Source organism: Streptomyces physcomitrii (genome assembly GCF_012273655.1).
GTDB classification, from domain to species: Bacteria; Actinomycetota; Actinomycetes; order Streptomycetales; family Streptomycetaceae; genus Streptomyces; species Streptomyces physcomitrii.
On record NZ_JAAWWP010000011.1, the window covers coordinates 59514 to 72831 of the forward strand.

Sequence of the window (13318 nt, forward strand, 5' to 3'; positions counted from 1 at the left end):
GCCCTTCTCAGGAGGGCAGCGGGGACTCGGCGTAGGCGCCGGAGAGCAGGGTGCCCGCGCCGGGGGCGAGGGCGGGCAGGTCCAGGGCCCGCATCAGCTGGTGCGCGGTGGCGACGGAGGCCGACAGGACCGGCTTGCCCAGCTCCTGCTCGACGCGTTCGACCGAGGTCAGCGAGGGGAGCTGCACACAGGCCGAGAGGACGACCGCATCGGCCTGGCTGTGGTCCAACCGCCGCACGATCGGCAGGAGTTCGTCGGGGTCGTGGGCGGCGACCCGCAGGTTGTCGGGGATCTCCAGGGCGGTGAAGTCGGCGGTCTCGATGCCCTCGGCGGCCAGGTAGTCCACGACCGTGCGGGTCAGCGGCTTCAGATAGGGGGCGACCAGGGTGATGGTGCGCGCGCCCATCGTGTGCAGCGCGCCGACCAGGGCGCCGGCGCTGGTCACCACCGGTGCCTCGGCGCCGTTCTCGCGGGTGACCGCGGTGAGCTTCTCCTCGCTGGCGCGGTGGTAGCCGCGCCCCGTGCTCATGATGGCGACCAGGCAGGCGTAGCCGAGGACGTCGACGCGGGCGTCGGAGAGTTCGGCGGCGCAGCGGGTGGAGTCGGCGTCCATGACGGCCAGTTCCTCCGCGCGTACCTCCCTCATCCGCATCCGGCTGGAGTGGAAGGTGAAGCGCTCCGGGGCGACCTGCTCCCTGGCCCGGAAGAGGGCCGGTATCTCGGTCTCCATGGTCACATTGGAACTGGGCACGATCTGCCCGATGCGGTAGGGGAGTTGGCGGCTCATCCCCGCTCAGCCCCCGCCTCGCGCGCGTCCACCACCGGGTTGCGCAGGGTGCCGATCGACTCGATGCTCGCCTCCACCACGTCGCCGGGGGTGAGGAACTGCTGCGGGGTGAAGCTCGCCCCGACGCCCGCCGGGGAGCCGGTGGCGATGACGTCGCCCGGTTCCAGGGTCATGCCGGAGCTGATGTCGGCGATGAGTTCGGGGATGCGGAAGAGCATGTGCCGGGTGTTGCCCTTCTGCTTGACCTCGCCGTTGACCTTGAGCAGCAGGTCCAGGTTCTGCGGGTCGGGGACCGTGTCGGCGGTGCGGACCGCGGGGCCCAGCGGGGCGTAGGAGTCCTGGCCCTTGGAGAAAAACCACTGCCCGCCGCGGCGCTGGTCGCGGGCGCTGATGTCGTTGACGATGCTGTAGCCGAAGACGTGGTCCAGGGCGTCCTCGGGGCGCACCCGGCGGGCCGTCTTCCCGATGACCACGGCGAGTTCGCACTCCCAGTCCAGCTGGGCGGTCAACTCGCCGTTGTGCCAGATGGGTTCACCGGGCCCGGTGACCGCGGTGGCGGGCTTGCTGAAGAGCACCGGCCGCTGCGGGAGTTCCCTGTCGGTGTCCAGGGTGCGCGCCGACTCGGCCACGTGCTCGGTGTAGTTGAGGCCGACCCCGACCACCTTCCCGGGCCGCAGCGGCGCCCGCAGCCGCACTGCGGAGAGCGGCAGCCGCACCCCGTCCGGGAGCGGAGCGGCCAGCAACTCCCGCAGCCGTACGAGGAGTTCGGGTCCCGCCTCGATCGCCTCGCGTACCGAGGCCGGGGCCTCGCCGAGCCCCGGAAGCGGCACCCCGTGCGCGGCCGCCAGCGCGGCGACGTCGAGCACCGCGTCCTGGTCCTGGACGCCGAGGCGGCGCACCTCGTCCTCGCGGACATAGCTGACGAGCAGCATGCGTACTTCCACTCCCTCTCGTTTTGGCCCTGGTGGGCCGGGCCGTGCGGTCCTGCCGTGCGGGTGGTGCTCCTCGGCTGCTCAGCCCTTCGGCTGCTCAACCGAGGGGCTGGTGGCCGCCGTTGTCGGGGTAGGCCTCCTCGCGCCAGAAGCCGAGGGAGCGCATCACCGGGAAGTCGTCGAAGGAGAAGAGGACGGCGTCCTCGGAGGCGTCGGCGTTCGCGTGCTCGTGCCAGGCCCAGGAGGGCACCGCGAAGATGTCGCCCTCGCGCCAGTCGAAGCGCTGCCCGGCGATCACCGAACTCCCGCTGCCCTTGGCGACGTTGTAGACCACCGAGCCGGTGTGCCGGTGCGCCCGGGTCGCCTGGCCCGGTCGCAGCAGTTGGAGATGGGCGCCCATGGTCGGCATCACCGGGCCGCCGGTCAGCGGGTTGCTGTACTCCAGGATGATCCCGTCGTACGGCGAACCCTCGCTCGCCTTGGCCGCGTCGAGCAGCGCCGGGTAGGCCCGCTCCCAGGGGTAGGCGAACAGCGGCGAGTAGGGCTTGTGCCAGCCGTCCTCGAAGCCGAAGGGGCGCAGTACGCCCGAACCGTAGGTCAGCAGCGAGGAGTCGGGGATCGGCCGGGGCTGCTGGTACAGCTCGGGGTGGACCTCGTAGAAGCCCGCGTCGTGCGCGTTGACCAGCGGGATGTCCAGGCCGTCCTGCCAGATGACCGGGCCGCCGGTGTCCTCGGGGCTCTCGTTGCCGTGCTCGTGCCAGGTCCAGTTCGGGGTGATCGCGAAGTCGCGGGGGCCGACGCGGAGTTTCTGCCCGTCCACGACGGTCCAGGCGCCCTGTCCCTCGACCACGAAGCGCAGCGCCGAGGCCTGGTGGCGGTGGGCGGTCATCGACTCGCCGGGGCCCATGACCTGGAGCCCGGTGTAGAGCATGCCCACGGCCGCGGAGACGTCCTTGCGGCCCGGGTTGACCAGCATCACCACCCGGCGCCCCGCCTCGTCGCCCTTGACCAGGGCCAGCGACTCCAGGACCAGCGGGCGCAGCTTCTCGTACGACCACAGCACCGGCACCGACTTGGGCTGCGGGTACCAGGGTTCGATCTCGTTGGCCACGGTCCACAGGGCGCCGGCCTCGTGCCCGGCCAGCCGCTCGTAGTACGCCTTCAGGTCCGCCGTGTCGCTGACCCGTGCCCGGCCCAGTACGTCGTCGCTGTACGTCATCTCCGCGCCTCTCCGTCCGGCGTCGCCGTCCGCTGTCGTCCGCGCTCGTGTCCTGCCGCCTGCCCCCGTGTTGCGTTCTGTTGACGGTCGTCATAGTCACGCTATAGCTTCGAGGGTGTCAAGAGGCCGGGAGTGGAGTGTCGGAGGACCGCGCGTGCCGAGGGCGCGGGCGCCGGGAGACTGGAGGACCAGATGAACGCACCGGACCCCGCGGCGCTCGCCGTCACCCTCAAGCGCCGCGTGGAGTGGGTCGACACCGACGCCGCGGGCCACCAGCACCACTCGGCGATCCTGCGCTGGGTCGAGGCCGCCGAGGCCCAACTCCTGCGCGCGCACGGCCTGGAGTGGCTCTTCGGCCGCGCGCCCCGGGTCCGCCACGAGGTCGACTACCGCGCCCGGCTGTGGTTCGGCGAGGAGGTCACCACCCATCTGCGGGTGGAGCGCCTCGGCCGCACCTCGCTCGCCTACGCCTTCGAGGTGCACGGGCGCGAGGGACTGGCCGCCGAGGGCCGCCTGGTGGTGGTGCACGCCGAGCCCGACGCGCCCGCGGCCACCCCCTGGCCCGCCGAGGTCCGCACCGCCTTCGCCGCCGCCGAGGGGGTGCGCTCCTGATGCGGATCGCGGTGGTCGGCGGCGGCCCGGCCGGGCTCTACTTCGCCGCGCTCGCCCAGCAGTCGGACCCCTCCCGCGAGATCACCGTCCACGAACGCAACGCCGCCGACGACACCTTCGGCTTCGGCGTGGTCTTCTCCGACGAGACCCTGGACGGGATCGCGGCCGCCGATCCGGGCGTATTCGCCGCCATGGAGAGCGAGTTCGCCCGCTGGAGCGACATCGACATCCACTACCGCGGCCGGGTGGTGACCTCCGGCGGCCACGGTTTCGCCGCCCTCTCCCGCAAGCGGCTGCTCCAACTGCTCCAGGAGCACTGCCGGGACCTCGGCGTGCGGCTGCGGTACGGCGCCGCGGCCCCGCCCGCCGACCAACTCGCCCGCGAGAACGACCTGGTGGTCGCCGCGGACGGGGTGCACTCGGCGATCCGCGCCAAGTACGCCGATGTCTTCCAGCCCTCCCTGGACGCCCGCGACTGCCGCTATATGTGGCTCGCCGTCGACCGGCCCCTGGAGGCCTTCACCTTCCTCGTGGTCGAGACCCCGCACGGCCCGGTGCAGGTGCACGCCTACCCGTACAGCCGCGAACGCTCCACCTTCATCGTCGAGATGGACTCCGCCACCTGGCGCGCCGCGGGCTTCGAGACCCTGGCGGCGCGGGAGCCCGCGCCGGGGGCGAGCGACGAGGCGAGCATCGCCCGCTGCGCCGCGCTGCTCGACGGACACCTCGGCGGCCGGCGGCTGCTCGGCAACAACTCCCGCTGGGTGCGCTTCACCACGGTGCGCAACCGCACCTGGCGGTACGGCAATACGGTGCTCCTCGGCGACGCCGCGCACACCGCGCACTTCTCCATCGGCTCCGGCACCAAGCTCGCCATGGAGGACGCCCTCGCCCTCGCCGCCGCCCTCCGGCCCGGGCACCAGGACCTCGCCACCGCCCTGGAGCGCTACGAGCAGGATCGCAGGCCGGTGGTCGCCTCCACCCAACGGGCCGCGCAGGCAAGCCTGGAGTGGTTCGAGACGGTACGGCACGCGGTCGGCCAGGAGCCCGAGCAGTTCGCCTTCAACCTGCTCAGCCGCAGCCGCCGGGTCACCCACGGCAATCTGCGGATCCGCGATCCGCGGTACGCCGACTCCCTGGAGCGCTGGTACGCCGACTCGCTCCCGCCCACCGGGCAGTCCGGGGAGCCGTCCGGCACCGGACGCCCCGCCCCGCCGCTCTTCCAGCCCTGCCGACTCGGCGGCCTGGACCTGCGCAACCGGGTCGTCGCCGCGCCGGTGGCCACCTACACCGCCGATGCCCGAGGGCGGGTGGGCGAGGCCGAGTTGCTGCACCTCGGCGGTGCCGCGCTCGGCGGCGTGGGCCTGGTCCTCGCCGGGATGACCGCGGTCAGCCCCACCGGCCGGACCACCCCCGCCTGCCCCGGGCTGTGGGAGGACGCGCAGATCGCGCCCTGGCGCCGGATCACCGAACTCGTGCACCGGCAGAGCGGCGCCGCGATCGGCGTGCAGCTCAACCACAGCGGGCGCAAGGGCTCCACCGCCGTGCCGGAGCGCGGCTCGCTCGGCGCCCCGCTCACCGAGGGCGGCTGGGAGACCCGCGCCCCCTCCCCGCTCGCCTGGGCGGACCACCCCGCGCCCCGGGAACTCACCGAGGCCGAACTCGACACCCTCACCGAGGAGTTCGGGCAGGCGGCGGAGCGCGCGGAGGCCGCCGGATTCGACGTACTGGAGATCCAGGCCGGCCACGGCTTCCTGCTCTCCTCCTTCCTCTCGCCGCTCACCAACCACCGCACCGACGCCTACGGCGGCAGCCTGGAGGCCCGCCTCCGCTTCCCGCTGCGGGTGCTGACCCGGGTGCGCGCGGCCTGGCCCGCCGCCAAGCCCCTCCTGGTGCGGATCTCCGCCTGCGACTGGGCCGAGGGCGGCACCCGGATCGAGGAGGCGGTACGGATCGCGGCGGCCCTGCACGCCGCCGGGGCGGACGCGATCGAGGTCTCCAGCGGCGAGGTCGTCCCCTGGGAGCGCCCCGCCTACGGCCGCACCTACCAGACCCCGTTCGCCGCCCGGATCCGCGCCGAGGCCGCCGTCCCGGTCATCGCTGTCGGCGGCTACTCCTCGTACGACGACGTCAACTCCAGCCTGCTCGCCGGGCGCGCCGATCTGGTGGCCCTCGGCCGGGTCCAGCTGTACGACCCCGCCTGGACCCTGCACGCCGCCGCCGAACTCGGCTACCGCGGCCCCGGCGCCCCCTGGCCCCGCCATCTGCTGCCCGGCAGCACCCCGCCCCCCTCGGGCGGCCGGGAACGCCCCGCGCTCACCCTGCGCCCGCCTACCGCACCCGCCCTCCACCGGCGCTGGCTGCCCGGGGCGGGGGACCGGACCGAGCCCCGTACCGAAGGGACCGACTGATGCAGCTCCTCGGACAGGACGACTTCCCCCGCTTCACCGCCGCCGCCGTGCAGGCCGCGCCGGTCTACCTCGACGCCGCGGCCACCGTCCGCAAGGCCGTCGCCCTCATCGAGGAGGCCGCGGGCGAGGGGGCTCGACTCATCGCGTTCCCGGAGGTGTTCGTCCCCGGCTACCCGTACTGGAACTGGACGATGAACCCGGTCCAGGGCTCCGCCTGGTACGAGCGGCTCTACCGGGCGGCGATCGACGTGCCCGGCCCCGAGGTGGACGCCCTGCGCGCGGCGGCGGCCGGCACCCGCACCACGGTCGTCATCGGCGTCAACGAGCGCGGCGCGCACAGCCTCGGCGTCCTCTACAACAGCGTCCTGGTCATCGGGCCCGACGGTTCGCTGCTCGGGGTGCACCGCAAGCTGGTGCCGACCTGGGCGGAGAAGCTCACCTGGACCGGCGGGGACGGCAGTTCGGTACGGGTGCACCGCACCCCGGTGGGCCCGCTGGGCGTGCTCGCCTGCGGGGAGAACACCAACACCCTGGCCCGCTATGCCCTGTTGGCGCAGGGCGAGCTGGTGCACATCGCCAACTACATCGCCCTGCCGGTGGCGCCCGCCGACTACGACATGTCCGAGGCCATCGCCATCCGCACCGCCGCCCACTCCTTCGAGGGCAAGCTCTTCTCCCTGGTGTCCTGTTCGACCGTCACCGAGGAGATGATCGAGATCGCGGCGAGCGAGGACGCGCGGATCGCCGCGACCATGCGCCGCCCGCGCAGCGCCCTGTCCGGCGTCTTCGGCCCCGACGGCCGCCCGCTGAGCGAGCCCCTGGTCGACGAGGAGGGCATCGTCTACGCCGAGATCGACCTCGCCCGCTGCCTCGCCCCCAAGCAGATGCACGACATCATCGGCCACTACAACCGCTTCGACGTCTTCCGCCTCCACCACGACACCACCGCCCGCCAACCCGTCGTACGGCAGGGGGAGTTCAGCCCCGGGCCGGTGCTGGGGCCGTGGGAGGGGGAGTCGGGGCGCGAGCACGGCTGACCTGTCGGCGGTCCGCCCGTGGCGGGCCCGGCTCCCGGGTCAGTCGCCCCCGCCGCCGCCGTCACCCCCGCCATCGCCTCCACCGTCTCCGCCGCCGCCGTCACCGCTTCCGCCGTCGCCGCCGTCCGCGCCCCAACCGTCGCCGCCGCCGGGCTCGTTGTCCTGGCCGTCGCCGCCGAGGTTGCTGAACCAGGGGCGGTCCCAGTCGAGGTCGGGGGCGAGCGGCTCGCTGCCGCCCGGCTCCCGGTGCTGCGGGGAACGGAACCGCGCGAGGCCGGTGGCGTCCCCGAGCCCGAAGGACGCGGCGAAGAGGTGCGCCATGACGGCGTCGAGCGGATCCGGGTTCTGGTGCAGCACCCGGGCGAGCGGCAGCAGCAGCGTGTCCGGCTCGGGCTTCGCCCGCCGCGGCGGGCGGGTCAGCAGGGCCACCCGCCGCTCGCCGCTCAGCAGCCACGAGCTGTCGGGGGCCTCCCGCCGCAGCACCCACTCGCGCCCGTCGAGCCAGACCCGGACCGAACTCTTCGCCTTCCGCAGCTTCTTGCGCAGCCTCAGCTCCGCCGGGACCTCGCCGACGGTCAGCGAAAGCCCCTGGGACGGACCGGTCAGACGGGAGAAGCCCTGCGGCGCCCGGAGGCGGACGGCCGGAGCCCCCGGCCCCCACACATCCACCCGCGCCAGCCGCCGGTCGACCGCCACGGTGACCGGACCCGCGGGCCCCGGTGCCCGGCGCCGCGCGATCCACAGCGGCACCCCCTCGGCCTCGGCCCGGGCCGCGAGGGCGGCGACCTGCTCGGGCCCACCGCACTGCCGTACGGCCAACTCGCCCAGCGCACGCGCGAATTGAGCGGCCTCCCGCACCTCGACCGGCCTGCTCGTCCCGGTGGCACGGGTGATCGGGACGACCCCGGGCCCCTGCGGGAGCAGCTCCAGCGGGCGCTCGGTGCCGCCGCCCCCGAGCCAGTGCCCGCGCCGATAGGCCTCGGCCATGGCGCCGAGGTTCAGCTCGGTGAACGGCACGGTCCTGCCGTGCGCCCGCAGCCCGTCCTCGGTCAGTTTCACGGTCCGCGCGAGCGGGTTCCACGACCGCTCGGCGTAGAGCTCCTGGCCCACCCCAACCCCCCGGATACGTAAGCGACTCGGCCGGTCCGCCCGCGCAGCCCCGGCCCGGGCGGCCCCCACCACCCTGTCATGCGCCTACGCCAGCTCCGCGACCCCGGTGATCCGGTGCAGCGGATACGTCCGCACCTCGTCCGCCGTGTGGTCGAAGGCCGTCACAAAGCCGCCCTCGACGCGGATCGGGGCGATCACCCGCTGGCTCGCGGTGCCCTCCGCGTTGACGTACCCGATCCACAGGGCCTCGTTGGTCAGCACCGCGGCCTGCACGGTGGCCAGGGTCTCCGCGGCGGTGGTGCGCGGGAGTTCGCCCTCCTGGCCGGGTTCGGGGAGCCCGCGGCGGGGGGCGGTGGAGGCGAGGTCGCCCGCACGGATGGCCCGAACCGCCGCCTGGACCAGGGCGGTTCCGGGGGCCGGGGGGCCTTCGGGGACCGGTTCGGGGGCGCTGCGCGGGGTGGTACGGCGGGAGTCGGCGCGGGTGATGAGGACCTCGCCCTCGGGGGACTCGGCGGCCGGGGCGAAGCCGATCGCGCGCAGGGTCTCCAGGAGGGTGCCCGGGTCGGCCTGGGCGGCGAGCACGGTCGGCGCGAGCCGGCGCAGGCGCAGCGGCTGGGCCCGCCGGTCGGCCAGGATCTCGCCGAGCACGGCCTCGTCGTCGCAGCGGACGTACGCGGAGGCGGCGCCGATCCGCAGCCGGCCGTGTCTTCGGGCCACGTCGTCGATCAGATAGGCCAGCGGCTGCGGCACCGGGGTGCGGGAGTGCGCGGCGAGGAAGGCGTGCAGTTCGGCGGCGGTCTGCCCGGCGTCCAGGGCACGGCGTACCGAGCCGGGGGTGAAGCGGTAGACGGTCGCGCCGCCCTTGGACTCGACATCGGCGAGCACCCCGAGCAGCTGGGCGAGGGGGCGGCGCAGCGGGCCCGGCGCCACCGCGGTCAGGTCGGCCTGGAGCAGCACCTCGTCGACCGGCTCCGGCAGCAGCGGGGCGAGCAGCCGTCCGGCCCGGGCGGCGCTGACGGCGGCCTCGGCCTGGCCGTGCCCCTCCGCCGCCTCCTCCTCGCCGAGGAGCGCCCTGCCGTGCGCCGAGAGCGCGCCGCGCCCTGTGACGCCGAGGAGTTCGGCCTCTTCGAGGGTCCAGCGGGCGAGGCGGGCGCGCAGGTCCTCCTGGCCCTCGCCCTCCTCGCGGGCCCGCGCGCGCCGCGGCCGCTCCCAGGCGAGGCGGCCGAGCACGGACTCGGCGGTGGCGGCGGCGCCTTCGGGCAGCTCGGCGAGGAGCGTGAGGACCCGGTGGCGCACCTCGGGCGCCGCGGAACGGTCCAGCCCGGGGCCGAGCGCCGACAGCGCCCGGTCCTTGGCGTCCCGGCCGCCGGCCAGGCCCGCGGTGCGGGTGGCGGTGAACCAGGCGCCGGCCAGCCAGGACCAGCGCTCGGAGTCCGGGAGATCCTGCCACTGGTCGTAGGCGGGGGTGGCCGCGAAGCGCTCCTCGGCCTCCCCGTCGGCGGCGAGCAGGCCCGCGCAGTGGGCGAGTTCGAGCCAGAAGGCGGCCAACTGCTCGGTGGTGTCCAGGGCGGCGGCGGTGCGCTTGAGGTCGCGCACGCTCAGCCCGCCCGCGCGCAGCACCGCGGGGCCGCCCTCGTCCCAGTCGCGCAGCAGTTCCTCGACGGTGTTCAGCGCGGTCCACGCCTGACCGGCGGCGGTGGCGTCCACGATCCTGGCGCTGTGCTCCGCGGCGGCGAGCAGGGCGGGCGGCTCGGGGTGGGTCTCGCGGTGCGCGTGCCCGGCGCGCAGGTGCAGCGCCGCCTCGCGCGGGAGCACCACGGTGCCCGGCGCGGTCGGAAGGAGCAGCCCGCGGTCGAGCAGCCAGCGCAGGTGCGCGGCCGGTTCGGCGGTCACCTTCCCGTACGGCGGGCCCCACTTCAGGCGGTCCAGGACCTCGTGGGCCGCCTCGGGCGCCTCGGCGAGCAGCGCCGCCATCCGGGCGCGGTCGGTGAAGAGCGCGGTGAGCGAGCCGACCGCCGAGACGGGGTCGTGGGTGGTCTCCAGGCCGGCGGTCACCACGATCTCCTGGACGCGGCCCGGCGAGATCCCGGTGCAGGACTCCGCCAGGGTGGGCCCGAGGCCGGTGGGGGAGGGGTGCTGCGGGGAGGGGCTGAGCAACTCCCGGGCGGTGCGTACCAGGCGCAGCCGGTCGTCCTCGCCCCAGACCAGGGCCCGTCCGCGCAGGGTGCCGAGCGCCCGCGGCAGCGCCGCCGCCACCGCCGGATCGCGCTCCTCGCCCGCCATGAGGGTGAGCAGTTCCCCGTACGAGGCGGGGTCGGGCGCGACGGCCAGCGCCTCGGCGCTCTCCAGGGCGAAGCGGTCCAGATGCTCCAGGGCGCGGACCACCGAGGCCCGGGTGCCCGCCCTGGTCGCCAGCTGGCCCACATCGTGCGGCACCGGGGAGAGCAGGTCGGGGCGGGCGCGCAGGAGTGCCGCGAGTGCCTCGTCGTCGTGCGCCCGCAGCGATTCGGCGAGCGAACGGGGCGCGCCTGCGGGGGCCGGGGCCCCGTCCCCCGCGGTGGGACCGGCTGCCGGTACGTGAGCGCTCATCCGGCCCACGGTAGCGGGTGCGGGTGACAGGCGGGGGCGCGCGAGGGGCGCCCGGACGTCGCGGGGAACGGCCGGGGCTCCCGCGGGCGGCCCCCGGATCGCGATACGGTCGGTCGGCGGGAACCATCAACGCGCGCGCCCCGGAGGGGACTTCGTGGGGATCGAGAGCGATCAGCTCGTCTTCGACTATCTGAGCCGGGTCGGCGACCTGGCCCAGCAGCGGCAGCTGCCCTCGGGCGCCCGGATGCGCCTGGTGTCCGAGCTGCGCAACGAGATCGAGCAGCGCAGGGCCAGGACCTCCGACGAGACCCCGGCCTCCGTGCGGCGCCTGCTCGACCGCCTGGGCAGCCCCGAGGAGCGGGTCACGGCGGCGGGCGGCGGCGCCCCGGCCGCCGGTGCGGCGCCGCCCTCCCCGGCCGCGGTCCCCTCCCAGCGGGAGGACGAGCGGCCCCCCGCGCCCGCCCGCCGGGGACTGCTCGGCAAGCGGTCCCGCCCCGCGCGGCCGGAGGCCCCGGGGGACCGGAAGGCGCCGGAGCAGGAGGCGGAGCAGCCCCGATTGCTGCCGAAGAGCCTGCGCCGCCGGGCGCCACGGCCCCGTACCGAGGAGACACCGCCGCCCGCCGAGGTGCCCTCGCCGCCGCATCTCGCCAGCGCGGTGGAGCTGGGCGACCAGCGCGCCGGAGGGGACTGGTGGAGCGACCGGACGCCCTTCGGGCCCGGCGAGAGCGTGCCCGGCTTCGTCGGCGGCATCGAGATCCCGGAGATACTGCGTCCGCCCCCGCAGAAGGCCGACCTCAGCAAGCCGCTGCCCGCGGGCAAGCCCGGTGAGTCCGGCAAGGCGGCGGAGGCCGAGGACGCCGGGGAGGAAGCGGCCGAGGAGGCCGTCGTCCGGGGGCGGCTGCGGCTGCTCGCGGGCGGCTGGAGCAATCCGCTGCTGCTGCTCGCCGCGCTCAGCCTGCTCGCGGGCGCGGTGCTCGGCAACCTCGTCGTCCTCGCCGTGGGCTGGCTGATCGCCTACCTCTCCCGGCGGCTGACCTCCGCCGAGTCCAAGACCGCGGTCCTCGTCCTGCCCGGCCTCTCGCTGCTCGGCGGCGCCGTCTGGCTGTGGGGCAGGTCCCGCGGCCGCTGGGGCGAGGCCATCGCCGACGGCCGGATGAGCGAGGCGATCGCCGACACCTGGCCCTGGGTGCTGCGCGCGGCCGCCCTCGCCTCGGCGGCGTACGTGGTCTGGCGCTCCCAGCGGCGGCGGTGAGCGGGGCGGGCGGCCGCGGTCCGGCCGCGCGGACGGTGATCTCCGCCACCCGCGCCGCCGGTGTCCGGTACCCCCTCGGCACAATTGCCGCATGGCTTCCCCCGCGACCGTGCCCCCGCCCGCCGACCGCTCCGTACCCACCGTCGGTTTCGACCTGGACATGACCCTGGTCGACACCCGGCCCGGCATCCACGCCACCTACCGCGCCCTCGCCGAGGAGACCGGCACCTGGATAGACGCCGACCTCGCGGTGAGCAGGCTCGGTCCGCCGCTGGAGCAGGAACTCGCCCACTGGTTCCCCGAGGCGGCGATCGAGGAGATCGCCGTCCGCTACCGCGAGCTGTACCGGCGGATGGCGATCGAGCTGAGCCAGGCGCTGCCGGGCGCCCGCGAGTCGCTGGCCGCGGTGCGCGAACAGGGCGGCCGGACGCTGGTGGTGACCGCGAAGTCGCAGCCGCTGGCCGCGCTGCACCTCTCGTATCTGGATCTCGAACCGGACGCCCTGGTGGGCGGGTTGTGGGCGGAGGCCAAGGCGCTCGCGCTGCGCGAGCACGGGGCGGGCGTCTACGTCGGCGACCACCTGGCCGATGTGCGCGGCGCCCGCGCGGCCGGCGCCCTCGCGGTCTCGGTGCCGAGCGGCCCCTGCAGCGCGGACGAACTGCGCGCCGAGGGCGCCGATGTCCTCCTCGACGACCTCGCCGCCTTCCCCGAGTGGTTCGGGCGGCACGCGCGGGGGGCTGCCTGAGGGCCGTACGTACCGGTGACGCGGGGCCCTTGACGGGCGGACGCGCTGCTGAGGCGTACGGGACCCGGGGGACGGGGGATGCCCGAGTCCGGAGCTGAGGTGCGGGCCGGGCGGGAAGCGGGGTGACCGGCCGGTACGTGACGGACGGCCGGTATGTACCGGACGGCCGTCCGGTATGCGGCGGGCGGCGGACCTGCTTCGGGTGCCGCCCCGTGGGGTGGTCAGCCCTGCCGGGCGGTGCGGGCCGCGCGGCGCTGGGCGGCGGCCGAGCGGCACAGGCCGGCCGCGGCGAGCAGGAAGCCGGCGCCCATGAGCATGCTGAGCAGGAACATGTAGGTGGGCAGCGGGGCGGTGCCGAGGAGGAGCGGGACCAGGGTGGCCAGGGTGGCGAGCGCGCCGAGGAGGAAGACGGCGGCTCCGGCGCGCACCAGCCGGTCGCCGGGTCCGGCGCCGCTGTCCGTGGTTCTCCCGGCGCCGCTGTCCGTGGTTTTGTCTCGCACCCGAGCAGGGTAGTTCCCAGCGCATAGGCGAGAAACCGGCGGCGCCGCGTGCCCGGCTCGGGGATCATGGCAGTGGTACCGGGCAGGCGGCCCGCTGCTCTGCGGGTACCGGGCAGGCCGACCG

The 13318-nt window shown here is 75.3% G+C and carries 11 protein-coding genes; 5 read left to right on the forward strand and 6 right to left on the reverse strand.

Going from position 1 to position 13318, the window contains the following annotated elements; genetic code table 11:
• Positions 1-7: 7 nt before the first annotated feature.
• The 3 genes from HFV08_RS18640 to HFV08_RS18650 form a co-directional block, all read right to left on the reverse strand.
• Entirely contained in the window at positions 8-787 is a 780-nt protein-coding gene (locus tag HFV08_RS18640; RefSeq protein WP_281373508.1) for a maleate cis-trans isomerase family protein, read from the reverse strand.
• A complete protein-coding gene (locus HFV08_RS18645; protein ID WP_168540873.1) occupies positions 784-1719 on the reverse strand; it encodes a fumarylacetoacetate hydrolase family protein in 936 nt (311 codons plus the stop codon). The genes HFV08_RS18640 and HFV08_RS18645 overlap by 4 nt, the downstream gene beginning before the upstream one ends.
• A 97-nt stretch (positions 1720-1816) precedes the next feature.
• Positions 1817-2938, reverse strand: a complete 1122-nt coding sequence (locus HFV08_RS18650) for a cupin domain-containing protein (protein WP_168540874.1) — start codon at positions 2936-2938, stop codon at positions 1817-1819.
• Positions 2939-3130: 192 nt separating this feature from the next.
• Between HFV08_RS18650 and HFV08_RS18655 the strand changes: the two genes are divergently transcribed.
• From HFV08_RS18655 to HFV08_RS18665, 3 genes are read left to right on the forward strand one after another with little or no spacing between them, the layout of a single operon-like run.
• A complete protein-coding gene (locus HFV08_RS18655) occupies positions 3131-3550 on the forward strand; it encodes an acyl-CoA thioesterase (RefSeq protein ID WP_168540875.1) in 420 nt (139 codons plus the stop codon).
• On the forward strand, positions 3550-5961 hold the full coding sequence (locus tag HFV08_RS18660; protein WP_168540876.1) for an oxidoreductase: 2412 nt from the start codon (positions 3550-3552) through the stop codon (positions 5959-5961). Before HFV08_RS18655 ends, HFV08_RS18660 begins: the two co-directional genes overlap by 1 nt.
• The gene (locus HFV08_RS18665; protein ID WP_168540877.1) at positions 5961-6998 is read left to right on the forward strand and encodes a carbon-nitrogen hydrolase family protein; all 1038 of its coding nucleotides are present in this window, start codon (positions 5961-5963) and stop codon (positions 6996-6998) included. Before HFV08_RS18660 ends, HFV08_RS18665 begins: the two co-directional genes overlap by 1 nt.
• A 39-nt stretch (positions 6999-7037) precedes the next feature.
• Here the strand turns inward: HFV08_RS18665 and HFV08_RS18670 are convergent, their stop codons facing one another.
• Positions 7038-8108, reverse strand: coding sequence for a hypothetical protein (locus HFV08_RS18670; RefSeq protein ID WP_168540878.1), 1071 nt, complete (start codon positions 8106-8108; stop codon positions 7038-7040).
• An 84-nt stretch (positions 8109-8192) separates the two neighbouring features.
• Positions 8193-10697 (reverse strand): helicase C-terminal domain-containing protein, encoded by a 2505-nt coding sequence (locus tag HFV08_RS18675; protein ID WP_168540879.1) that lies wholly within the window; start codon positions 10695-10697, stop codon positions 8193-8195.
• Positions 10698-10851: 154 nt separating this feature from the next.
• Between HFV08_RS18675 and HFV08_RS18680 the strand changes: the two genes are divergently transcribed.
• Both HFV08_RS18680 and HFV08_RS18685 read left to right on the forward strand, forming a co-directional pair.
• A complete protein-coding gene (locus tag HFV08_RS18680) occupies positions 10852-11949 on the forward strand; it encodes a hypothetical protein (protein WP_168540880.1) in 1098 nt (365 codons plus the stop codon).
• Positions 11950-12040: 91 nt separating this feature from the next.
• On the forward strand, positions 12041-12694 hold the full coding sequence (locus tag HFV08_RS18685; protein WP_168540881.1) for an HAD family hydrolase: 654 nt from the start codon (positions 12041-12043) through the stop codon (positions 12692-12694).
• A 221-nt stretch (positions 12695-12915) separates the two neighbouring features.
• Here the strand turns inward: HFV08_RS18685 and HFV08_RS18690 are convergent, their stop codons facing one another.
• Positions 12916-13194, reverse strand: coding sequence for a hypothetical protein (locus HFV08_RS18690; protein ID WP_168540882.1), 279 nt, complete (start codon positions 13192-13194; stop codon positions 12916-12918).
• Positions 13195-13318: the final 124 nt, after the last annotated feature.